The 21416-nt window shown below is 71.6% G+C and carries 21 protein-coding genes and 1 pseudogene; 6 read left to right on the top strand and 16 right to left on the bottom strand.

All coding sequences use genetic code 11. The annotated features are described in order from the left end of the window. Positions 1-105: 105 nt before the first annotated feature. Both KFLA_RS29720 and KFLA_RS29715 read left to right on the top strand, forming a co-directional pair. Positions 106-1038, top strand: coding sequence for a GNAT family N-acetyltransferase (locus KFLA_RS29720; RefSeq protein ID WP_012923545.1), 933 nt, complete (start codon positions 106-108; stop codon positions 1036-1038). Between the two features lie 116 nt (positions 1039-1154). Further along, the gene (locus tag KFLA_RS29715) at positions 1155-1595 is read left to right on the top strand and encodes a hypothetical protein (RefSeq protein ID WP_012923544.1); all 441 of its coding nucleotides are present in this window, start codon (positions 1155-1157) and stop codon (positions 1593-1595) included. A 4-nt stretch (positions 1596-1599) separates the two neighbouring features. Here the strand turns inward: KFLA_RS29715 and KFLA_RS29710 are convergent, their stop codons facing one another. Beyond that, positions 1600-1908, bottom strand: a complete 309-nt coding sequence (locus tag KFLA_RS29710; protein ID WP_012923543.1) for a hypothetical protein — start codon at positions 1906-1908, stop codon at positions 1600-1602. A gap of 213 nt (positions 1909-2121) precedes the next feature. Here KFLA_RS29710 and KFLA_RS29705 point away from each other — a divergent pair, with 213 nt between their 5' ends. The 3 genes from KFLA_RS29705 to KFLA_RS39560 are packed head-to-tail and all read left to right on the top strand — an operon-like array spanning position 2122 to position 4803. Then, positions 2122-2328, top strand: coding sequence for a hypothetical protein (locus KFLA_RS29705; RefSeq protein WP_012923542.1), 207 nt, complete (start codon positions 2122-2124; stop codon positions 2326-2328). 28 nt (positions 2329-2356) lie between these two features. Next, the gene (locus KFLA_RS29700; RefSeq protein ID WP_012923541.1) at positions 2357-2884 is read left to right on the top strand and encodes a hypothetical protein; all 528 of its coding nucleotides are present in this window, start codon (positions 2357-2359) and stop codon (positions 2882-2884) included. Further along, entirely contained in the window at positions 2881-4803 is a 1923-nt protein-coding gene (locus KFLA_RS39560) for an ABC transporter ATP-binding protein (protein ID WP_012923540.1), read from the top strand. Before KFLA_RS29700 ends, KFLA_RS39560 begins: the two co-directional genes overlap by 4 nt. Here KFLA_RS39560 and KFLA_RS29690 read toward each other — a convergent pair. Then, a pseudogene (locus tag KFLA_RS29690) lies at positions 4774-5106 on the bottom strand (S26 family signal peptidase); the annotation flags it as partial. The gene KFLA_RS39560 and the pseudogene KFLA_RS29690 overlap by 30 nt on opposite strands. Positions 5107-5183: 77 nt before the next feature. Between KFLA_RS29690 and KFLA_RS36040 the strand changes: the two are divergent. Then, on the top strand, positions 5184-5714 hold the full coding sequence (locus KFLA_RS36040) for a MauE/DoxX family redox-associated membrane protein (RefSeq protein WP_012923538.1): 531 nt from the start codon (positions 5184-5186) through the stop codon (positions 5712-5714). A gap of 30 nt (positions 5715-5744) precedes the next feature. Here the strand turns inward: KFLA_RS36040 and KFLA_RS29680 are convergent, their stop codons facing one another. The 14 genes from KFLA_RS29680 to KFLA_RS29615 form a co-directional block, all read right to left on the bottom strand. After that, on the bottom strand, positions 5745-6992 hold the full coding sequence (locus KFLA_RS29680; RefSeq protein ID WP_012923537.1) for an epoxide hydrolase family protein: 1248 nt from the start codon (positions 6990-6992) through the stop codon (positions 5745-5747). Between the two features lie 54 nt (positions 6993-7046). Beyond that, positions 7047-7352 (bottom strand): hypothetical protein, encoded by a 306-nt coding sequence (locus KFLA_RS29675; RefSeq protein ID WP_012923536.1) that lies wholly within the window; start codon positions 7350-7352, stop codon positions 7047-7049. 99 nt (positions 7353-7451) lie between these two features. Continuing rightward, positions 7452-8174, bottom strand: coding sequence for an FHA domain-containing protein (locus KFLA_RS29670; protein ID WP_012923535.1), 723 nt, complete (start codon positions 8172-8174; stop codon positions 7452-7454). Beyond that, complete coding sequence (locus KFLA_RS29665) at positions 8171-9448, bottom strand: vWA domain-containing protein (protein ID WP_012923534.1); 1278 nt, start codon at positions 9446-9448, stop codon at positions 8171-8173. Before KFLA_RS29665 ends, KFLA_RS29670 begins: the two co-directional genes overlap by 4 nt. Positions 9449-9480: 32 nt before the next feature. Further along, positions 9481-10545 (bottom strand): PP2C family protein-serine/threonine phosphatase, encoded by a 1065-nt coding sequence (locus tag KFLA_RS29660; RefSeq protein WP_272941268.1) that lies wholly within the window; start codon positions 10543-10545, stop codon positions 9481-9483. Further along, positions 10542-12983 carry a serine/threonine-protein kinase gene (locus KFLA_RS29655; protein WP_012923532.1) on the bottom strand — a complete coding sequence of 814 codons (2442 nt, stop codon included), beginning with the start codon at positions 12981-12983 and terminating at the stop codon, positions 10542-10544. The genes KFLA_RS29660 and KFLA_RS29655 overlap by 4 nt, the downstream gene beginning before the upstream one ends. Beyond that, positions 12980-14206, bottom strand: a complete 1227-nt coding sequence (locus KFLA_RS29650; RefSeq protein WP_012923531.1) for a coiled-coil domain-containing protein — start codon at positions 14204-14206, stop codon at positions 12980-12982. Before KFLA_RS29650 ends, KFLA_RS29655 begins: the two co-directional genes overlap by 4 nt. Further along, positions 14203-15183, bottom strand: a complete 981-nt coding sequence (locus KFLA_RS29645; RefSeq protein ID WP_012923530.1) for a glutamate ABC transporter substrate-binding protein — start codon at positions 15181-15183, stop codon at positions 14203-14205. The genes KFLA_RS29650 and KFLA_RS29645 overlap by 4 nt, the downstream gene beginning before the upstream one ends. Next, the gene (locus KFLA_RS29640) at positions 15180-16505 is read right to left on the bottom strand and encodes a hypothetical protein (RefSeq protein ID WP_012923529.1); all 1326 of its coding nucleotides are present in this window, start codon (positions 16503-16505) and stop codon (positions 15180-15182) included. Before KFLA_RS29640 ends, KFLA_RS29645 begins: the two co-directional genes overlap by 4 nt. Next, positions 16502-18049 carry an AAA family ATPase gene (locus tag KFLA_RS29635; protein WP_012923528.1) on the bottom strand — a complete coding sequence of 516 codons (1548 nt, stop codon included), beginning with the start codon at positions 18047-18049 and terminating at the stop codon, positions 16502-16504. Before KFLA_RS29635 ends, KFLA_RS29640 begins: the two co-directional genes overlap by 4 nt. Continuing rightward, positions 18046-18645, bottom strand: a complete 600-nt coding sequence (locus KFLA_RS29630; RefSeq protein WP_012923527.1) for a hypothetical protein — start codon at positions 18643-18645, stop codon at positions 18046-18048. The genes KFLA_RS29635 and KFLA_RS29630 overlap by 4 nt, the downstream gene beginning before the upstream one ends. A 50-nt stretch (positions 18646-18695) precedes the next feature. Next, positions 18696-19970: a toxic anion resistance protein gene (locus KFLA_RS29625; RefSeq protein ID WP_012923526.1), complete on the bottom strand. Its 1275-nt coding sequence runs from the start codon at positions 19968-19970 to the stop codon at positions 18696-18698. Between the two features lie 159 nt (positions 19971-20129). After that, positions 20130-20591 (bottom strand): dihydrofolate reductase, encoded by a 462-nt coding sequence (locus KFLA_RS29620; protein WP_012923525.1) that lies wholly within the window; start codon positions 20589-20591, stop codon positions 20130-20132. Continuing rightward, positions 20588-21379, bottom strand: coding sequence for a thymidylate synthase (locus tag KFLA_RS29615; protein WP_012923524.1), 792 nt, complete (start codon positions 21377-21379; stop codon positions 20588-20590). The genes KFLA_RS29620 and KFLA_RS29615 overlap by 4 nt, the downstream gene beginning before the upstream one ends. Positions 21380-21416 lie beyond the last annotated feature (37 nt).

The following is a 21416-nucleotide window of genomic DNA, read 5'->3' as shown; positions in this document are numbered from 1 at the left end:
AGCGAAAGGAGCGACCGATGAGCATCTTGTTCTGTGCAACGGCGCGCCCGGTCCGCTCGTCCAGCTCGCACTGAGCGGAGCGCGCGCCTCTTTTCCGGAGGAACCGTGATCATCCGCACCACTGTCGAGTCCGATCTCGACACCATTCACACCCTGATCGCCGACCAGTCGGTCAACACCGTCACGCGCGAGCGCTACGACGAGTTCATGGCCAACGGCCAGTACCGTCACGCCTGGAGCTGGGTCGCCGAGCAGGACGGCCGGATCGTCGCGCTGGCGATCTGGTGGGGCATGCCGCAGTACGACCACCCGTTCAGCGTCGACGGCCTGTACTTCGTCGGTGACGGGGATCCCGTGCCAGTCTGGGCCGAGCTGATCCGCCACACTCTCGACGCGCACGCGGCCGAGGGCGAGCAGCCGGAGTACCACATCTTCGTGCCGAACGGCTGGCGCGAGCAGCCCGAGGTCGTCGCCGCGCTGGAGCTGCGGCTCGCGGCCGCCGCGCGGGCCGGGCTGTCCGAGGTGACCGAGCGGCTGCGCTACGAGTGGCTGCCGGAGTACGGGCTGCCGGCCCGGTCGACCCGGCTGCGGTTCGAGCCGGCCGACGACGAGGCGTTCCTGGCGGTGTTCGTCCGGGTGATCGAGGGCAGCCTCGACGCCGCGACCGTGCGCGCCGTCGCCCAGATGAGCGCCGAGGCCTCGGCCAAGGAGGACCTCGAGGTCTACCGGTCCATGCCCGGCGAACGCGACTGGTGGCGGCTCGGGTACGACGAGGCGGGCGAGCTGGTCGGCTTCGTCGTGCCGACGGCCAACAACGGCGGACCGGTGATCGGGTACCTCGGCGTCCTGGCCGAGCACCGGGGTCACCGCTACAGCGACGACCTGCTGGCCGAGGGCACCCATGTCCTCGTCGGCGCCGGGGCCGAACGGATCAGAGCCGACACCGACCTGACCAACCGGCCGATGGCGGCGTGCTTCGAACGGCTCGGGTACCGCAACCACGCGGTCCGGATGGTCGCCAGCTTCCCGGTCGGCTAGGGCGTCCCGGTCGCTGTCCCTCGGAAAGCTGCCGCCGAGGGGCAGACGACCGGGCCACCGGCCCCTATGCTCCGTGACATGTCGGGGACGGTCGGCGCCGGGACGTGGGACGGGCGATGCGTGACATCGCACTGATCCTGCACGTCGCGGCCGGCGTCGTCGGCGTGCTGCTGGGCCCGTTGGCGATCTGGCTGACGCTGCGCCGGCGACGGCTGACCTGGGCCGGCGAGATCTACCACTGGGCGATCGCGCTGGTCTGCCTCACCGCGGTCGTGATGGTGCCCTACGACTGGGCCGGTCTGTGGGTGTTCTGGCCGATCGCGCTCGCGTCGTACCTGTTCGTCTACTTCGGCCAGCGGGCCGCCGAGTCGCCCGGCGGACTCTGGTACCGCGGCGTGCTGCGCGGGTACGGCGGCGGCTGGATCGCCTTGTGGACGGCGATCCTGGTGGTCAGCGCCGACGACCACCCGTGGACCTGGGCGGTGCCGGCCGTGCTCGGCACCGCCCTGATCGAACTGCTCTGCTACCGCCCGGCCGGCGCGTGGACCCGCGCCTGACCGATCAGCAGGGACGGGCCACCCAGTTGTTGTTCCAGGCCGGCGCGGGCAGCTGGGTCCAGGAGATCCACTGCCCGCCCGCGACCGAGCGGCAGTCGCCCCACTGGCCGTAGCTCTCGTCGTGCGCCACGACGCGCACGGTGCTCGAGCCGCAGTTGCGGTAGGTGAGGTTGTAGTAGTTGCCGGCCGAGATGTAGGTCGATCGCGACCCGCACGGGACGTTGGGGTCGGCTGCGGCCGGCGCACCGGTGGCGACGGTCAGACCGACTCCGGCGGCGGCAACCGCGAGCGCGGCGGCGAGGTGACGGTGCATGGATTCTCCTCAGGGTTCGGACGGTGGTCGGAAAGGCACCATTCGGCCGCGTGGCGCCCCGGGCGGCCATCTGTTGAACCGTGCTCGAAGGGCTTGCCGGCCACTGTGGCGATCCGGACGCAATCCTTTCGACGGGAGCGCGCAGACCAGGCCGGCGACCGGTGGGTCGGCGTACGGTCGGGAATCTTTCCGACCTACCGAAGGAGAACCCCGATGCGCCGCTTCATCAACGACCTCGGCGACCGGCTGCTGGCCGCGGTGGTACCGACGACCAAGGCCGAGGCCTGGAACTGTCCCGGCTGGAACCGGGTCTGCGAGTGCTACCTGAACCGCAACCGCTGCGCGGACTGGTGGCTGCGCGAGGACTGCGCGGTCACCTACAAGAACCCGTGGGAGTACGGCGGCAACTGCATCGGCTGAGCGCCCACCCACGACGGAAGGAGCACAGGTGACCGCGGGAGTGGTGGCTGTGGTGCTGGTGGTGACCGCGGTCAACCTGCTGATCACGTTCGCCGTCCTGCGACGGCTGCGCGAGCACGACCAGCGGCTGACCCAGCTGGAAGGGCGTGGTGGCTCGCATCTGGACGTGCTGATCGGTCGTGAGCCCGCCCCGTTCGCGGTGCACGGGATCGACGGGGCCCGCGTCGGTCACGACGGCGCCGCGGCGTCGCTGATCGGGTTCTTCTCGGTCGGCTGCTCCGCGTGCCACGACCAGGCCGGACCGTTCCGGCAGGCCGTGGAAGAGGGCCGGTTCGCCGGGCACGACGTCCTGGTGGTCGTCGACGGCCCGCCCGGCGGGGACCCGGACCTGGTCGGCCAGCTGAGCGGACTGGGCGTCGTGGTCGAGGGCGAACAGGCGCAGACCGTCGCCGCGGCGTACGGCGTGATCGCGTTTCCGGCGTTCCTGACCACGGTCGGCGGCAAGGTCGCCAGTGCGGCGCCGGTGATCGCCATGCTGCGGCGTCAGTTGGTATGAGCCGGGTGCGCCGAACCGCGGCGGCACCTGTCGGTCCACGCTGGCGGGACGTCGGACCTGTCCTGGCGCTGGGATGGCGAGCTGCGCCGGTCGTGTGCTCCGGGCTGCTGATCTGTGCGGTTCTCGGCGGTCTGGTCCCGGTCTCGATCGCCTGGCTGACCAAAATGGTGGTGGATGTCCTCGCTTCCGGCGCTCCCGGAGATCGCTGGCTGCTGCCGGCGATCGGTCTGGCCGCGGTGAGCGCCTTGTCGGCCGGGCTGACTCACCTGGTCAACCTGTGGGACACCGAGCTCGACCGGCGGGTGCTCTACCTGACGACGGACCGGCTGTACAGCACGATCAACGGGTTCGGCGGGTTGGCCCGGTTCGAGCAGCCCGCGATGCTGGACCGGCTACGACTCGCGGAGGAGGGTGCGGTCGGGTCCGTCGCGGCCGCCGTCCAGGTGTCCTTCTCGGTCGGCCGCAGTGTGTTGACGGTCGGCAGCCTGATGCTGGCACTGGCGTCGATCAGCCCTCCGATGGCGATCCTGGTGACGGCGGCCGCCGTACCGGCACTGATGGCCGAGCTCTCGCTCAGCCGGCGACGTGACGCGCTCACCGTTCGGTTCACCCCGAGCGCGCGGCTGCGGGCGCTGTACGGCGCGTTGCTGAAGAGCGGGGGCGCCGCCGGGGAGATCCGGCTGCTGGGACTCGGCAGCTTCCTCAAGGACAGGATGCTGACCGAAGTCGCCCGGCTGCAGGACTCCGAGCGACGTCACGACCGGCGCGTCGCGGCCGTGCAGTCGTCGCTCACGCTTGCCGGCGCTCTGATCGCCGGTGCGGGACTGATCTGGTCCGCCGGGCAGGCGGCCGCGGGCCGGCTCTCGGTCGGCGACGTCACCGCGTTCGCCGCGTCGGTGGCCGGCGCGCAGGCCGCGTCGATCGCTTTGGTGCAAGGGATTGCCGGGCTGCACCGCTGCCTGTTGATGTTCTCCCACTACCGTTCGGTCGTGGCGCTGCCGCCCGATCTCGTGAACGCTCCCGGCCCCGCGCCCCGGCCGGCCGGCCGGGCCGGGATCGAGTTCCGTCAGGTGTGGTTCCGCTACGCCGACGACCAGCCGTGGGTCCTGCGGGGTCTCGACCTGTTCGTGCCGGCCGGCCGAGCGGTCGGTCTGGTCGGGCTGAACGGCGCGGGCAAGAGCACGCTGGTCAAGCTTCTGTGCCGCTTCTACGACCCCGACCGGGGCGCGATCCTCTGGGACGGCGTGGATCTGCGCGACATCCCGCTGGACGAGCTGCGGTCACGGCTGGGGGTCCTGTTCCAGGAGTTCGTCCGGTACGAACTGACCGCCGCGGAGAACATCGGTGCCGGCGATCTGGAGGCACTGCAGGACACCCGGCGCATCCGTCGGGCGGCGGAGCGGGCGGGCGTCGATCGGGTGATCGAGAAGCTGCCGAACGGCTACCAGACGCTACTGACCAGATCGTTCCTCGGTGAGCAGGGTGAGACCGGTGCGCTGCTGTCCGGCGGCCAGTGGCAGCGCGTCGGTCTGGCCCGGGCCCTGATGCGGTCCGACCGCCAACTGCTGATTCTCGACGAGCCCAGCTCGGGTCTGGACGCCGAGGCGGAGGCCGAGATCCACCAGCAGTTGCGGTCCCACCGCCGCGGGCGGACCAGTGTGCTGATCTCGCACCGGCTGAGCGGGATCCGGGACGCCGACCTGATCGTCGTGCTGGAGAACGGCCGAATCCGGCAGCAGGGCACCCATCAGGAACTCGTCCGCGCCGGCGGGCCGTACGCTCGCCTGTTCGCCTTACAGGCCAGGGGATACCAGGTCGCGCCGCGGCCGGACGACCACGCCGAGCACCCGGTCGGCGGGGAAGAACCCGATCCGGCGGGAGTCGAAGCTGCGCGGGTTGTCGCCGATGACCACCACTGACCCGGCCGGTACGACGCCGTGGCCGGGCACGGTGGCACGGACCGCGTCGGGCACCGGATCGCCCGCGATCGCCGCGACCCGCTTGAGAAACCAACGACGGTCGTCGACGGACCTGGTCAGCGGTTGCTCGTCCCAGGTGTACCCGCGGCCGGGACGCTCGACCACGACGACGTCACCGGCCAGCAGCCGGTCGCGGCCGGACCGGCGGACCAGAACGCGCTCACCGGAGCGGTACGTGGGCGCCATGCTGTCGCCGTCGACGGCGACCAGGACCAGTTCACGGCGGACCCGTCGCAGCAGCACGGCGGCGGCGAGTGTCGTCGCGACACCGACTGTCACGCACGCAGCAGTAGACACCCGACGATCCTAGGAGAAGTTCGATGCAGCTGGTCACCACTGTCGCGGCCGTCCTGCTGGCCGCTGTCTTCGCAGTCTCGGTGGCTGGCAAGGTGCGCTCACGTAGCGCCTTCGCCGCCTTTGTCCGTTCGGTCCCTGGCTTCGGAGTGCCGGCCCGGCTCGCCGGTGCGGTCGCGGTCGCCGTGACCGTCACCGAGGCGGGGGTGGTCGCTCTGCTGGCCTGGTCGTTGCTCGCCGGTGGTCGCGGCATCGGCCTGTGGGCCGCCGCTGGCCTGATGGCCGTGCTGACCGTCGGTGTTCTCCGAGCTGTCCTGCGAGGTGAGGGAGCGCGCTGCCGCTGTTTCGGCCAGCAGGACTCGCCGCTGTCCTGGGTTCACGTCGGCCGCAATGCCGGCCTGCTGCTGGTGGCCGGCGGATCGGCAGTTGCTGAGACGGCGGCCGCCGAGCCGCACACTCTGGCGGTCGCGGTACCGCTGGCAGGTCTGCTGGCTCTGGTGGTGGTCCGGCTGGAAGACCTCGCGGTGCTGTTCAGGTCTTCCAGCCCGACGCGGTGAGGCGCAGCACCAGGTGATCAGCGGCGTACGTCAGCGGAGGGGGCGGAAGAAGGTGCGCAGGTCGTCGGTGAGCAGGTCGGGGACCTCCATCGCGGCGAAGTGGCCGCCGCGCTCGTACTCGGTCCAGTGCTCGATCTTGCCGGCCGGATCGATCAGGCTGCGGATCGCGGTCTCCGCGCCGAAGACCGCGACTCCGGTCGGCGGTGCTGCCAGCTCGCCACCCCAGCCGGAGCCGGCGTCGGCGTCGGCGTCGCCCCAGCCGCCGTCGCCGGAGCCGGTGCCGTCCTGAGAAGTGGTTGCCTGCTGCGCGGCGAAGGCGCGCCAGGCGGCCATGCCGTCGTACACGGCGTGGGCGGACGAGGCGCCCGAGCCGGTGAACCAGTACAGGCTGACGTTGGTCAGCAGTTGGTTCTTGTCGACCGCGTCCTCGGGCAGGGTGGCCGCCGGGTCGGTCCACTCGGCGAACTTCTCGACGATCCAGGCCAGCTGGCCGACGGGTGAGTCGTTCAGCGAGTAGGCCAGGGTCTGCGGCCGGGTCGACTGCAGCGTCAAGTAGCCCAGCCCGTCCTCGAGGATCTGGTTGAACTTCTCGGCCCGGATCCGGTCCGTCCCGGTCAGCGGCTCGGTGTCGATCGGCCCGGCGAACGGCTCCGACGCGCTCACCGCGGCCAGGTGCATCCCGATCACCCGGCCCGGCGCCACGAACGGCAGCATGCCGGTCACGCCCGCGCCGGCGTCGCCGCCGTGCGCCGCGAACCGCTCGTAGCCGAGCCGGCTCATCAGCTCCGCCCACATTCCCGCGACCGCGAACAGGTTGAATCCCGCCGGGCCGATCGGGTTCGAGAACCCGTAGCCGGGCAGCGACGGCACGACGACGTGGAAGGCGTCGGCCGGGTCGCCGCCGTACGCGCGGGGGTTGCTCAGCCGGCTGACCACCTGCGCGAACTCGACCGGCGAGCCGGGCCAGCCGTGGGTGAGCACCAACGGCACCGCGTCCGGCTCGGGCGACTCCTGGTGCAGGAAGTGGATCCGCTGGCCGTCGATCTCGGTCACGTACTGCGGGATCTCGTTCAGCCGCGCCTCCTCGGCGCGCCAGTCGTACTCGTCCGCCCAGTACGCCGCGAGGTCGCGCAGGTAACCGGTCGGCACGCCCCGGCTCCAGTCGTCGACCCGCGGCGCCGCCGGCCAGCGGGTGTTGCGCAGCCGGGCCCGGAGATCGTCGAGCTCGGGCTGCGGGATGTCGATGCGGAAGGCCTGGATCTCGCTGCTGTTCGTCATGCCCTCAGGTTAGGAGCCATCGCGGAAGACTTCCTTCCGCGATGGCACCGATGTTCAGCAGTACCAGGTGACCCAGGTGATCCGCCCGTTGGCGTAGAACGCGGCGTCGAAGGCGGTCTGGTGCGGGTCGTCGCGGATGTCGCTGATGGCCCACGTGCCGTACGTGCCGTTGTTGCTGGTGCCTGTCATCTGGAACCCCTCGAACCACCAGGAGTAGGTCCTGCAGAACGTGCTGCGCTCGGGATTCAGCCGGGGTGCGTTCCAGCTGTCGTTGGCGGCCGAGGCCGGCTGGACGGAAACAACGGTGCCGGCGGCCAGGACGGCGGTCGCGGCGGCGGCGCGGTAGAGATTTCGCTTCACAGGTTCGCCTTTCGGTGGTGGACGGATCCACCACCGATCTCAGCCGCCGAGTGCGGCGCGCGGCAAACACTTAGAAGGTCCTCGAAGGCACGGTCCCGCTCAGGCCTGGCCGGCTTGTTCCTCCGGGGTGGCCTTGCGGACGACCAGGCGGGTCCAGGCGCCGACGTAGATGCGGTCGTCGGCGTTCAGCTCGCGACGCTGGCCCGGGGGCAGCGGGTCCTCGGGCAGCGGACCGGAGGAAGGGCCGACGAAGGTGCCGTTGGACGACTGCAGGTCCTCGACCCACCAGCGCTGCCCGTCCGTGGTCAGCTGGGCCTGGCGGCGGCTGACTCCGGTGTCGTCACCGCAGTCGATCTCGGGGGTGATGCCGCGACTGCGGGACGGCCGGCCGACCAGCACACTCTTCGCGCTCAGCGGTACGACGACCGGCAGGCCGGGAGACGGGCACGGGTCGTCGCTCTGCTGCACGGCGTACCAGTCGGGGTCGACCCAGCGCTCCACCACCCAGTCGGCGACCTCCTGGGGCGCGGGTGGCACCGGCGGCGGCGACACCGGGTCGAGGTCGAGCGACGAGGCCGGCCGGGGCATCGTGCCGGTGGTGAAGTCGTAGCCGCAGCTCTCGCAGAACAGCGCGTCCGGGGCGGCCGGCTCCGAGCAGTTCGGGCAGGCCTGGGTGGCCGGCGCCGGTGCCGGGGCAGCGGCCGCCGGAGCCGGGATCGCCGCGGCGGCCGGCGTCGCGGCCGCGCCGATCGGCAGGCCGCAGACGTCGCAGTAGTCGGTGGAGACGGACGGGTGCCCGCTTGGGCACGTCGCCGAGGTCACTTCTTCACCCGGGTCGTCTTGGTCGAAGCGGTGTCGAGCGCCATCTCGTCGACCTTCTCGACACTGCGCTTCAGCCGCACGGTGCCGGTGTCCTGGTCCTCGATGTCGACCACCTTGCGCAGCCGCGAGGTGGCCTCCTCGTTGCCGGTCTGGGCGGCGAGCTGGACGGCACGGCCGAGCTTCGTGGTCGCGGTCGCGGTGTCGCCGACGGCCTTCGCGGCCAGGCCCTCCTGGATCGCGTTGGCCAGCTCGGTCTGCCCGGTGTAGTGCGCGACCTCCGGGCTGATCCGCGTGGTCAGCGCCTCGTCGGCCGACCACAACGCCTTCACCAGCCCCTGCGCGAGCACCTGCTCACCGACGGCCAGCTGGACCCGGGCGGCGAGCTGCTCCTGCCCGATGCCCTTCGCGGCCAGCCGTACGGCGACGTGGTAGTCGCGGGACTCGTCGCCCCACGAGCCGGTCGGGTACGACCCGGTCAGCGCGTTCAGCTCCGTCCGGCGACCGGTGAGGTCCTCCACGGTCGGTGCGACCTGGCGGACGAACAGCACCTGCGCGCCCTGCGGCGCCCAGACCCGCAGGTCCGCCGCGGCGACGCCCTTGCTCATCGCCTGCTGGATCAGCCGCTGGAACTCGGCGGCCAGCTGGTCCGGCGCCGGGATGATGTCGACGGTGCCGAGCAGCGCGGTCGCGATCCGGCGGACCTCCTCGACCTGCCAGGCCACGCCGACGCCGCGGCAGTCGCACTGGAACTGGCCGGTGACGGCCTCGATAGTCTCGGTCAGCACCTCGGGCGACTCGTGCTGGTTCTCGCCGTCGGTGAGCAGGATGGCGTGCTTCTGGGTCAGCGTCGGCACGGTGGCGAACACCCGCGAGGCGAGCCGCAGCCAGGTGCCCATCGCCGTACCGCCGTCGGCGTAGAACCGGGCGACCGCGTCCTTGGCGGCCTGCCGGGTGTACGGGTCCATCCGGACCATCACCGGCTCGGCCGACGGCGGAAACGCGAGCTCGGCCCGGTCGTTGCCGGAGATCACCGCGAACCAGACCCCGTCGAGGATCTGGTCGAGCGCGGTCTGCGCGGCGTACGCGGCGGCCCGGACACCGTCGGCGCCCATCGAGCCGGAGGTGTCGACGATGATGATCTCACCGGCGTCACCGGCGCCGGACTGCCCGGCCGCGCCGGCGCCGGAGCAGGCCACGGTCACGATCGCGTGCACGTCGGTGCCGCCGTCGGGCAGGAACTCGTTCTGGTAGACGGTGGCGGAGAACTCGGCCATCTCGTGGCGTTCCTTTCGGTCCGGCGGTGTCGTTACAGCCGCGCGAGTGCGACGGTGATGTTGTCCTGGCCGCCCTGGGCGTTGGCCCAGTCGACCAGTGCGGACGAGGTGGCCAGCGGGTCGTTGCCGTTGGCCGCAGCGGTCTGACGGACCAGGTCGCCCAGCGGAGCCGCTTCGGAGCAGTAGTTCCACAGGCCGTCCGAGCAGACCAGAAGCCAGCCCGGCTGCTGCACCCGCAGTGTGGTGGTCCGTGGGGTGTGGTCCGGCGCGTCCTTGCCCAGCCAGCGGGTGATGGCATGTCCCTGCGGACCGTTCTCGGCCTCGTGCCGCGGTACGCCGGTGGCGATCAGCTCGGCGGCCCAGGAGTCGTCCACGGTGAGCGCGACGGCCTCGGCGCCGTCCGGGAACCAGTACGCGCGGCTGTCACCCACGACGCCGGTCACCAGCAACCCGTCCTCCAGCACCGCGGCGACGAACGTGCAGGACGCCGGGTTCGGGCTGTCCGGGCTGGTGTTGGCCAGCACGGCTTCGCTGGCGGCGTCGGCGGCCGCGTTGAGCCGCGCGACGATCGCGGCGGCCCGGGACGCCTCGGTCCCCATGCCCTGCGCGTTGCCGGCCACCAGGACGTCGCGGGCGGCGCGGGCGGCGGCCAGGCTGGCCACGTCGGAGTCGAGCGACGAGCTCACCCCGTCGCAGACCACCAGCAGGGCGCGACTGCCGGGCTCCTGCTCGGCGGCGATCGCCACGGCGTCCTCGTTGCGGCTGTGCCGGATGCCCCGGTCACAGACGGCGGCGACCCAGGGCGCGGGCTGCTCGGTGAAGTGGTCGCGGGGCTTGGCGGCCTTGGTGCCGCAGGTCTCGCAGTAGCCCTCGGCACCGACTTTGCCTCCGCAGGAGCGGCAGGGGCCGGGAGCAGCGGCGGTCGCGGCGGTCCCGGCTTTGGGGTTCAGCTCGATGGTGGGCTCCGTGTCGGTGTCGAGTGCGGGCGTGCTGGGCGTGGCCGGCTTCAGCTCGGCACCACAGGTTTCGCAGTACCTGTCGGCGTCGGAGACCGGTCCGCCGCAGGTGGGGCAGACCGTCCGGGTCGTACTCGTCATCGCAACGTCCATCCTCGAACCTCGTTGGCCAGGTCGACCAGGGCGATCCGTTCCTCCCGGCTGCGGGCGTGGCCGGCGAGCTCACGGTAGGCGGCCTCCAGGCCGTCCCGCAGCTCCGGCTCCGTCGCGGCGCGTCCCGAGATGCGCAGTTGCGGGTCCGATCCCGCTCTCCGGACCACCTCCAGCGCGCTCAGGAACACGTTCGCCGACAGGTTCGCCCGGTCCACCGGGTCGATCGTCAGGGCTTCGATACTGTTCATGGCTTCGGCCAGCGCGGCCAGGCCACGGCCTGATCCTGCCAGCAGACCGGCTCGCAGCCGGCGGGACCGGATGTACGCGCCGCTGGTCTGCGGCACCAGGTCCAGCGCGGCCACCGCGCCGTCGAGGTCACCGCGCTGCGCGCGGATGGCGGCCAGCCCGAAGGCCGACGGCGCGATGTAGTTCGCGTCGGTGCGCGCACAGGTCAGGTAGAGCCCTTCCGCGACGTCGTACTCACCGCTGAGCTCGCAAGACACCGCGAGGGCGAGCTTCGGCGCGAGCTCGCCCGGCACCTGGCCGTAGACGGCGTTGAACGCGGACTGCGCGGTGCGGGAGTCGTTCCGCGCGAGTGCGACGAGCCCGGATATCCAGACCGCCCGCCACTCCCACGGGTCCGCAGCCAGTAGGTCCGCCACCGCTGTGTCGACCACGTCGTACTGCCCCGCCTCCAGCGCGGACTGGGCGATCTCCAGCAGGACCTGCGCGGACGATTCCGGCGCACCGACGAGCAGCTCGAGCCGCACGCCCGGATCCGGCACGCTGACGGTCTTCAGCCAGCCCGCCATCTTGTCGGTGTCGTCGGGCAGCATCGAAGGCAACCGTTGCCACGGCAGCGCCGCCTCGCCCAGCCCGGCCGCACGGTCGCCCGGGCTGCCGAACAGCAGCGACGAGGTGGAGTGCTGGGCCGCGCCCTGACCCTGCTTGGCCGCCACCACCTCACGCAGTACGCCGAGCAGCTGCACGCGCAGCTCGTCGGCGGACACGAACCGGTCGGCCGGGTCCTTCGCGCAGGCCTTGAGCAGCAGCCGGTAGAACGAGTCGTACTCCTGGAACAGCGGTACCTCCGCGACCGGCGGCAGCGACGCCAGGTACTTCGACTGGTAGCCGCGGAACTCCATCGCCAGCACGGCCAGCGTCCGGCCGAGGGTGTAGATGTCGGAGGCGACCGACGTACCGACCTCCGGTACCTCGGGGGCCTGGTAGCCGACCGTGCCGTAGATGGCGGAGTCCATGTCGTCGATCCGGCGGACACCTCCGAGGTCGATCAGCTTCACCGCGTCGCCGACCTGGATGATGTTGTCCGGCTTGAAGTCGCAGTAGACCAGGCCGAGGTCGTGCAGGTAAGAGAACGCCGGCATGATCTCCAGCAGGTAGGCGATCGCCTGGTCCACCGGCAGCGGGTCGTACCGGCCGCCGTTGGCCTGCATGCGCTGCTTGAGCAACGTCTTCAGCGAGGTGCCGCCGACGTACTCCATCACGATGTAGCCGGCGCCTTCGTGGGTGACGAAGTTGTAGATCTCCACGATCAGCGGGTGCTCGACCTGGGCCAGGAACTGCTGCTCGGCGATCGCCGCCGCGACCGCGTCGGGGTCCTCGGAGTTCAGCAGGCCCTTGAGCACCACCCAGCGGTCGGACACGTTCTTGTCCTGGGCCAGGTAGATCCAGCCGAAGCCACCGTGCGCCAGGCAGCCGGCCACCTGGTACTGGCCGCCGACCAGGTCGCCCTGGTGCAGCTTCGGCGAGAACGAGAACGGGCTGCGGCACTTCGGGCAGAAGCCCTCGGTCCGGCCCGGCTGGTCGCCCCGCGACCGGCCGACCGGGTTGCCGCAGTTCGGGCAGTTGCGGCGGTCCTCCGGCACCATCGGGTTGGTCAGGATCGCCCGACTGGCGTCGATCGGGGGAATCGGCGGCACGCTGGTCAACCCGGCGCCGAGCCTGGCACCGCGCAATCTGGTCGACGAGGTGCCCAGCCGCCGAGTCAACTTCGACCCGGCCGCCTGCGCCCGGGCCGACCCCAGCGGCGTGGACGCCAGCCGGTTCGACGCCCGAGACACGGTAGAAGGTGAGCTGATCGCCTCCCCGCCACCACCGCCGCCGGCCGTGCCGCTGCCAACCGTGCTGCCGCCCCAACCGCCCGCGCTGCTGGCGGCGGTACCGCCAGGTGTGCCGCAGACGTCGCAGTACCCGTCGACCACGGCGCCGCCGCACCCGGGCTGCGCGCACACCCCGTTCACGGTCGGCGCCCCGATCCCTGGAGCTCCGTCGCCGGCCAGGCCTGCGTCGCCTCCAGGTGCTGCGCTGGTGCCGGCGCCAGTGGAGGCGGGGGAGCCGCAGATGTCGCAGTAGCCGTCCATGATGGTGCCGGAGCAGCCGGGCTGGGTGCAGGCGATGGTGGTCATGTCGTCCCTCCTGTGGCGCGCCCGGCCGGGCCGACCGTGCCACTGGTGTCCAGATAGGTCTGGTACGCCGCTACGAGCGCCTGCAGCCGAACCAGGTCAACCGGCTCGGCCTTCAGCACCTCACGGCCACGCCGGTACAGCTCGGCCAGGTCTTCGGTGGTCCCACTCGTCCGCGCGACGCTGCCGGCCTTCACCCGGTACGCGTCCAGCCGGGCGGCCAGCTCGTCCCGCCGCTCCAACGCCGCCCCGTACGCCGACTGCGCCTGCCCCAGCGCACGCCGTACGGCGTCCAGCCGGGTCAGGTACTTCTCCAGCTCGGCCGGCGTGTTCGGCACCGGCCCGAGCGCGGTCACATCCGGTACGCCGAGTCGCGGCGCCTGCTGCACCTGGGCAACGCACCGATCCGCCAGCGCCCGTACCGCGGCCCCCTCGGCCTCCAGTTCGGTCCGCAGCGTCCGGGCCCGCGCCACGTCGGCGGCACGCTCGCGCCGGGTCGCAGAGCCGACGATCAGGTCCCGCTCGACCCGAGCGGCGTCGATCTCCAGCGGCCCGATCAGCCCACCGACATCGGCCCCACGCTTGGATCGCTCGGCCAGGTCGGTGACCCGGCGGTCCAGGTCGTGGTGCCTCGCGATCGCCTCGTTGCGGCTGATCGCGGGCTCGCGCGCCACCAGGTCGTTGATGCGCTCCACCTGCGCCCGGAGCTGTCGCAACCGGGCGGCCAGGTCGGCGTCGCCGGGATCCAGCGCCAGCTTGGCCCGCAACGTCGCCGCCAGCGCGTCCGACAAGGTACATGCCTCAGGCAACGAAACCGCCAGTGACCCGGTGCCCGCGCCCAGGCCGTGCCCGAGCCCGCTGCCGGCGTCCGCACCGCTCGCACCCGACCGGGCACCGACGCCGGTGTCCAGACCGCCCCAGATCAGCGTCGAGATCCGCTCGGTCTCCGTCGGTCCGACCCGGCCGCTGTCCCAGGTGAGCAGGATCAGTTCGTACCGGTCCGAGACCGCCTTCCAGACGGCCATGCTGAGCACGACGTCGGCGCTCAGCGCATCCGCGTCGGGCGCGTGCAGGGCAGCGTGGTCGAGCTCGTCCAGCTCCGCGCGCCGCCGGTCGCGCCAGGTCCCCAGCGCGTCGAGGAACGCCAGCAGTTCCGCGGCGGGAATGCTGCTGCCGATCCGTCCGGGAGGCGCCGGCGCGACGGCGGTCGGGGTCCTAAGCGTCACGTGGCCCTGCCGTAGAGCGCTTTCGGCGGCGCCGGGGCCGGCCCGAGGGTGGGCGCGAGCCACTTGTCGTAGGACGCCTTCCAGCGCCCGTCGGCCTTCATCTGCTCCAGCACACCGTTGACGAACTGGACGAAGTCGACCTCGTCCTTGTTCATGCCCAGCCCGTACGGCTCCTGGCTGAACGGCGGCTCCGGCAGGATCTTCGCGTACGGGTCCTGCGCGGCCTCACCGGCGAGCACGGTGTCGTCACCGGTGATGCCGTACGCCTTGCCCTGCTGGAAGAGCACCAGGCAGCCGGTGTCGGTGTCCGCGGTGATCGGCTTGACCTCGGGGTAGAACTTCTTCAGGTTGTCCAGGCTGGTCGACCCGGCCGGCGCGCAGATCGTCCGGCCGGGCAGGTCGGCCAGCGTGCGCGCGGTGGAGTCGCGCTGCACCAGCACCTTCTGGCCGGACCGGTAGTACTCGGCCGAGAACGCGATCTGCTGCCAGCGGGCACAGTTGATGGTCATGTTCCGGGCGACGATGTCGACCGTGTTCTGCTGCAGCACCGGGATCCGCTGCGGGCTGGAGATCACCACCAGCTCGACCTTGTTCGGGTCGCCGAAGATCGCCCGGGCGACCTCGCGGACCATGTCGATGTCGAAGCCCTCGATCGCGCCGGTGATCGGATTGCGCGAGCCGAGGTTCAGGCTGTCGGCGGAGATCCCGGCGCGCAACCGGCCCTGCTGCTTGATCTTCGCCATGGTCGATCCGGGCTCCAGCACGCCGCCGGTTGGCGGCACCGGGCCCTTGGGCGCGTAGGAGCGCAGCTCGGCGGTGCCGTTGTTGGTGCAGGTCGGCCCGGCCGGCGGCGGCGCCGTACTGGTCGGTGCGGCGGGCTTCGGCGGCAGCTCGGTGGCCGAGTAGTCGCCGGAGCCGCAAGCGGTCAGCGCGAGCAGCGTCAGCGCGCTGCCGGCGGCGATCAGGTGCTTCCTCATCGGTATTCCCCCAGTCGCTGCGACAGGCCCCAGGCCGCGAGCAGTGCGGCCGCGATCCCGATCGGCAGTCCGAGCCAGCCGATCGGCGGCAGCGACCCCCGCGCATCGGCGAGCCGTGCCTGCGTACTGTCACTGGTCTGCGCGAGCAGCGTGGTCGACGTCCGGTCGAACGCGGCGAACGAGCTGTTCGCCGAGGTCTGGCCGGAGCCGATCGCCTGCTGCACGGCGGCGTCCCAGTTGCCGGCGTCGTCGGCCTGACGGATCGCGGTGTGGGCGCGCTGGTACTGCCGCCACTGGGTGGTCGCGGCACCGGCCCTCCGCCCGACGGCGGCGAGCTGCTCGTCCACCCGCGCGGCCGAGTCCTTCCAGGCCTGCTCGAACTCCGCACCGGAACCGCGGGCGATCAGGGTCAGGCTCTCGTTCGACTTCGCGTCGTACGCCGCGATCCGGGCCCGGGCCAGCGCGAGCGCGTCGGCGTACGCGTCACTGCGGGTGTCCTTGGCGGCGCTGCTCGCGCTGGCCAGGGCGGCGCCGCCGACCACCATCGTCAGCAGCACCAGGGCGGCGCCGGCCGCGAGCGGGACGTTCAGGTAGCGATGGGTTCGCCTGGCCAGCCAGATCATGGTCACCACCAGGGCAGCGAGGCAGAGGAGTCCGCCGACGGTCAGCCACGCCGAGCCCCGGCCCACGCCGTTGAACTCGGTGCTGACGCGGTCCTCGTTGGCCGAGACCAGTGCGTCGAGCAGCGGGAGCGACTCGTTCTGCAGGGTCGCGTTGGCGTCCTTCAGGTACTGCGAGCCGATCGGCAGGCCCTGGCGGTTGTTGGCGCGGGCCTGCTCGATCTGCCCGCTGTAGGTGAGCAGAGTGGTGTTCAGCCGGCCGAGCACGGTCTGGTCGGCGGGCTGCGCGGTGGCGGCTTCGGCGATCAGCCGGGAGGCGGTCGCCAGCGAGTCGACGAAGTGCTGCCGCTGGGCAGGCGGTTCGAGGCCGCCGACCAGGAAGGCGTTGGTCGCGTCGGCGTTGGCGGCCACCAGACTGGTGTGGATCGCCTGCACCCGGACCAGCTGGGCCGTGTTCGCCTCGGCGCGCTGCAGGGCGCCGTCGGACTGGCGAAAGCCCTGCGCGGCCGCGAGACCGAACAGCACGGACAGCGTCGCGGTCAGGATGAGCAGGGCGCGCATCCGGCCCGGTGTGCCGTAGAACCAGTTCGCGATGGCGCCCTTCGGCGCGGACCGCGGCGCCTGGTTCGGGGACGGCTGCTGGGTGACCGGCGCGGCCGGCGGCGACCACGTCGCCGGGGGCGCACTGATTGTCTGGGTCACGCCTGTTCTCCTTGCTCGGGCGGCACACTTTGCTCGGGCGGCACAGCGCCGTCGTCCGTGACGTCTGCTGGACCGTCTGCTGGTGCCGCAGGGGCGTCGGCGGCGCCGAGCTCTGCTGCGACCTCGGGACGGTCGGTGGTGCCGGGTGGGTGCAGCTCCTCGTCGGTCAGGTCCTCGGCCAGGATCCGACGCAGCTGGTCGGTGCTGGGTGCCGTGACGTCGCGCAGCCGCCAGGCGTGCCGGCCGATCGCGGCTTCCAGCACGTTCCGGGCGAACCGGCCGTTGCCGAACGAGCGGTCCCGCGGCGTCGACGACAGGATCACCCGGAAGTGCTCCAGCGCCTCCGGCGTCAGCTCGTAGTCCGCGGCCTCGGCCAGTCCGGTGAGGATCTCGGTGAGCTCCTCATCGGTGTAGTCGTCGAAGCCGATGGTGGTCCGGAACCGGCTGGCCAGCCCCGGGTTCGCGGCGATGAACTTCTCCATCGGCTCCGGGTAGCCGGCCACGATGACGACCAGGTCGTCCCGCCGGTCCTCCATCTCCTTGACCAGCGTGTCGACCGCCTCCCGGCCGTACTGGTCGGCCCCCTGGTCACCGGAGGTCAGGCTGTACGCCTCGTCGATGAACAGCACCCCGCCGGCCGCTGACGCGACCACCTCGGCCGTCTTCGTCGCGGTCTGGCCGAGGTAACCGGCGACCAGTTCGGAGCGGTCCACCTCGACCAGCTGGCCCTTGGAAAGTAGGCCGAGCGCCTTGTAGATGCCGCTGACCAGCCGGGCGACGGTGGTCTTACCGGTGCCGGGATTGCCCACGAACACCAGGTGCCGGGTGATGGTCGGACTCTTCAGCCCAGCTTCGCTCCGCAGCTTCTCCACCCGCAGGACCGCGACCTGCCGGTGCACCTCCCGCTTGACCTTCTCCAGCCCGGTCAGCTCGTCAAGCTCGGCCAGCAACTCCTCGACAGTGCGCTCGGGCACAGCCTCCGCAGCAGCTGGCTGCGCGACGGTCTGCGCGACGGCCTGGGCGGCTCCGGCGGCCTGGTCTGACGCAACACCGCCTGCCGAAGCGTTCGCGCCGCCGGTTCTGCTTGCGCCCGGCGCGTGGATCGAGCTCTGCGGGGAGACTGCTCCTACGGTGAGCGAGCGGGCTCCGGCGGCTTGCAGCTGAGCGGCGGCCGCGACCGAGGCGTTGCCGATGACCCGCATGGTGGGCTCACCCAACGCGCAGGCGGCCGACGCGACCTCAGCCAGCGCCTCGGCGTACGGGATCTTCTCGGGCGAGGCCTGCGCGACCAGCTCGTTCAGTACGGCGGTCGGTGCGCCGCGCCATCTGCGGCCGCGCACAGCGGCGTCGAAGAAGTCCTGCGTCGTCGCACCTGGCGTCGCCGCGGACCAGTCGACCGGCGCGCCCGGCGCGGACTCGGCGAGTGCTGCCGCGAGCGAAAGCCCTTCGGACCGGGCGGTCTCCGCGGAGACTCCAGCACGTACGGCCACGGCTTGCAGGGCCGCCAGCGCGTCCTGCAGCGACGTACCCCCCACGCTGCTCATGCCCCTCCTCGTCCTGGCGGTGGTTGCAGTGGGCCCGGTCCTGCCGGTGGTGCCCCTGGCGGCAGGTCCGGCGCCGGTGTCGATGCCGTCGGTCCCAGAGCGAGACCACCGCCGGTGGACCCCGAGCCGAACTTCTCCTGCAGGAATCTGCCGTGCGCGACCAGGGCGGCCGCGTCGGCCCGGTTCACCGCGTCGAAGACCTTGTCCATCGTGGACCCCAGCAGGTCCAGCTGGTCGATCAGAATCATCAGCGACGTCTTGCCGCGATCCACCGGACGGCTGTCGGCCCACTGCCGCGGCAGCCGCAGGTAGCCGCCGATCGCCTCGGGCAGGTAGTCGGTCGCGGTCGCCATCACGGAGTACGCCTGGGCGCTGCCACCGAGGTTGCCGAGCCGCGGGATGGTCTCCCGCACGATCCGCACCACCCGGTTGACCCGGGACGCGACCACGGCCGGCACCGCCCCGTCCGCGACCAGCTGCTCGACCCGGACCAGAGCGGCGAGCAGGTCGTCGGTGGTCGGCGCGCGCGGCGTCGGCGCAGGCTCGGGCTCCGCCTTGCGGCCCGTGAGCCGCGCGAAGAAGTCACCCAGCGCCATGCAGTTGTCCCGTCCCCCCGCTCGCGTTCCCGGCTGTCCTGTACTCCGGCTCAGCGGCCGAGGTCGAGGCTGCCCTGCACCACCCGCTGGTCCTGCTGGGCAACCCGCTCCAGGTAGCTGCGGGACTTGGTCACCTCGGTCTCCAAGGTGCCGATGGTGGCGGCCATGCTGTCCAGCGCCTCCACCTTGAAGGTGTCGATCGCGTCCATGGTGGCGTAGATGTTCGCGAACGCCGCCTGCAGCTGCGGCAGCCCGATCGTGGCCGAGGCGGCCTGCTGCTGGATCGCGACCGAGTTGTCCCGCAGCATCTGCGAAGTGCGCTCGATCATGCCGCTGGTGGTCGTGTTCAAGGCGGTGATCTGGTCCAGCACGAGCTTCTGGTTGCCCAGGGCCTGCGCCACGATCACCGCCGTACGCAGTGCCGAGACGGTGGTCGTCGAGGCCCGGTCGACGCCCTTGATCAGCTCGATGTTGTTCTTGATCACGATGTCGATGGCCAGGTAGTTCTGGATCGACACGGCCAGCTGGGTGAGCAGGTCCTGGTGCTTCTGCCGGACGTAGAACAGCACGTCGTCGCGCAGCGCCTTGGCCCGGTCCGGGTCGGTCGCCTCCAGCTCGGCGATCTTCGCCGACAGCCGCGCGTCCAGCCGCTCGGCGACGTACACGTACTGGTTCAGCCGGGTCATCGCGTCCCAGAGCTGCTGCTTCTCCAGGTTCAGCGCGGCGTTGTCCTTGGCGAGCTCGTCCTGGCCGTCGCGCAGCGCGTGCAGGATGCCTTCGAGGTGGCTCTGCGCGCTCTGGTACTTGCGGAAGTAGTCCTCGATCTTGTCGCCGAACGGGATCATCCCGAGCAGCTTCTTCGCGCCGGTGGCCTCCTTCGGGTCGAGGTCCTCCACCGTGCGGCGAAGGTCGAGCAGGGTCTTGCCGACCGTCGAGCCCTCGGACAGGCCACCGCTCTTCAGCGCCTTGACCGGCGACTGCAGCAGCCGGTTCGAGCTCTCGGCGGCGTGCCGGATGTCGACGTCGCCCATGCTGCGGACGTCACCGGCCTTCGCGGCGAACTCGGGGGAGCGCGGCGCCGCGGTCATCAGCGAGCCGAGAAAGGTGTCGACCTTGGCGTCCAGGCCGGGCAGCGCCGCCGGGTCGACCGCCGGGGCCAGGCTCGGCGCGGCCGTCGCGGCGACCGGTGGGGCCGGCGCGGGGGCGGTCAGGATCAGACCCGGCGCGGTGGCGGTCGGCGGCTGCAACGGCGCGACCGCCGGCTGGGCCTGCGCCGCCGCCCCTCCGGCAGCCGGTGTGCCCGCGGTGTTGTCGGCTTCGGTCATCGTCGTTCCCCTCCGGTGGCCTGCCACGGGTCTGCGCCCGCGTCCCCTGTCACACACTCCGTGACGCGGAGACAATCTACGCGGTTCCCGGCCGATCCGCGCCGGGCGTGACGCACTCGTTGTCGGCGCCCGGCCGGTACGAGCACGGCCGCGCGGGACTCAGGACCGGACGTAGGTGACGAAGGCGAAGCCGTCGTGCGGTTCGCGGGCGGTCTCGGTCCAGGCGGAGCGGTCGACGGCGGGGAAGGTGACGTCGCCCGCGGGGGACTGGTCGACCTCGGTCAGCTCCAGCCGGTCGGCGGACGGCAGCGCCTGACGGTAGATCTCGCCGCCGCCGGCCACGTAGACGTCCTTGCCGTCGGCAAGCTCGAGCGCGGCGGCCAGGCTGTGCGCGACCTCGACGCCGGGCGCGGACCAGTCCGGCTGCCGGGTGACCACGACCGTCCGGCGTCCGGGCAGCGGGCGGCCGATCGAGTCGTAGGTCTTGCGGCCCATCACCAGGGTGTGGCCCAGGGTGAGGGCCTTGAAGTGCTGGAGGTCCTCGCGGATGCGCCAGGGCAGCTCGTTGTCCCGGCCGATCACGCCGTTGCGACCGACCGCCGCGATCAGTACGACGCTCATACCGCGATGGGCGCCTTGATGCCGGGGTGCGGGTCGTAACCGATCAGCTCGACGTCCGCGATCTCGTAGGAGTCGATCGAGTCGCGCTCGCGCAGCCGCAGCGTCGGCAGCGGACGTGGCTCGCGGGTGAGCTGGAGCTTCGCCTGGTCGACGTGGTTCAGGTAGAGGTGGGCGTCGCCGAGCGTGTGCACGAAGTCGCCGACCGCGAGGCCGGTCTGCTGCGCGACCATGTGGGTGAGCAGCGCGTACGACGCGATGTTGAACGGGACGCCGAGAAAGATGTCGGCCGAGCGCTGGTACAGCTGGCAGGACAGCTTGCCGTCGGCTACGTAGAACTGGAACAACGTGTGGCACGGCGGCAGCGCCATGTCGTCCAGCTCGGCGACGTTCCAGGCGCTGACCAGGTGCCGGCGGGAGTCGGGGTTCTTCCGGATCGCCTCGATGACGCCGGCGATCTGGTCGACGTGCCGGCCGTCCGGGGTCGGCCAGGAGCGCCACTGGTAGCCGTAGACAGGGCCGAGCTCGCCGTCGTCGCCGGCCCACTCGTCCCAGATCGAGATGCCGTTCTCCTGCAGCCACTTCACGCTGGTGGAGCCGCTGAGGAACCAGATCAGCTCGCCGACGACCGACTTCAGGTGCAGCTTCTTGGTGGTCACGACGGGGAAGCCGGCGCTCAGGTCGTACCGGGCCTGGTGGCCGAAGACGCTCAGCGTGCCGGTGCCGGTGCGGTCGCCCTTCTCGACGCCGTGGGTGAGGACGTGGTCGAGAAGCTCCAGATACTGCCGCATGCCGCCGACCTTACAACCGTCGCGCGGGCCGGGACCG

The organism is Kribbella flavida DSM 17836 (assembly GCF_000024345.1).
Taxonomy (GTDB): domain Bacteria; phylum Actinomycetota; class Actinomycetes; order Propionibacteriales; family Kribbellaceae; genus Kribbella; species Kribbella flavida.
The sequence above is the reverse complement of the archived record's forward strand: the minus strand, read 5'-3'. Positions and strand labels throughout refer to the sequence as shown.

Coding starts and splice junctions, on each gene's coding strand:
- KFLA_RS29665 (WP_012923534.1), bottom strand. CDS start 9,448: ATGGCCGAGTTCTCCGCCACCGTCTACCAGAACGAGTTCCTGCCCGAC.
- KFLA_RS29715 (WP_012923544.1), top strand. CDS start 1,155: ATGCGTGACATCGCACTGATCCTGCACGTCGCGGCCGGCGTCGTCGGC.
- KFLA_RS29660 (WP_272941268.1), bottom strand. CDS start 10,545: ATGACGAGTACGACCCGGACGGTCTGCCCCACCTGCGGCGGACCGGTC.
- KFLA_RS29625 (WP_012923526.1), bottom strand. CDS start 19,970: ATGACCGAAGCCGACAACACCGCGGGCACACCGGCTGCCGGAGGGGCG.
- KFLA_RS29645 (WP_012923530.1), bottom strand. CDS start 15,183: ATGAGGAAGCACCTGATCGCCGCCGGCAGCGCGCTGACGCTGCTCGCG.
- KFLA_RS29710 (WP_012923543.1), bottom strand. CDS start 1,908: ATGCACCGTCACCTCGCCGCCGCGCTCGCGGTTGCCGCCGCCGGAGTC.
- KFLA_RS29615 (WP_012923524.1), bottom strand. CDS start 21,379: ATGCGGCAGTATCTGGAGCTTCTCGACCACGTCCTCACCCACGGCGTC.
- KFLA_RS29705 (WP_012923542.1), top strand. CDS start 2,122: ATGCGCCGCTTCATCAACGACCTCGGCGACCGGCTGCTGGCCGCGGTG.
- KFLA_RS29635 (WP_012923528.1), bottom strand. CDS start 18,049: ATGAGCAGCGTGGGGGGTACGTCGCTGCAGGACGCGCTGGCGGCCCTG.
- KFLA_RS29680 (WP_012923537.1), bottom strand. CDS start 6,992: ATGACGAACAGCAGCGAGATCCAGGCCTTCCGCATCGACATCCCGCAG.
- KFLA_RS39560 (WP_012923540.1), top strand. CDS start 2,881: ATGAGCCGGGTGCGCCGAACCGCGGCGGCACCTGTCGGTCCACGCTGG.
- KFLA_RS29620 (WP_012923525.1), bottom strand. CDS start 20,591: ATGAGCGTCGTACTGATCGCGGCGGTCGGTCGCAACGGCGTGATCGGC.
- KFLA_RS29655 (WP_012923532.1), bottom strand. CDS start 12,983: ATGACCACCATCGCCTGCACCCAGCCCGGCTGCTCCGGCACCATCATG.
- KFLA_RS29630 (WP_012923527.1), bottom strand. CDS start 18,645: ATGGCGCTGGGTGACTTCTTCGCGCGGCTCACGGGCCGCAAGGCGGAG.
- KFLA_RS36040 (WP_012923538.1), top strand. CDS start 5,184: ATGCAGCTGGTCACCACTGTCGCGGCCGTCCTGCTGGCCGCTGTCTTC.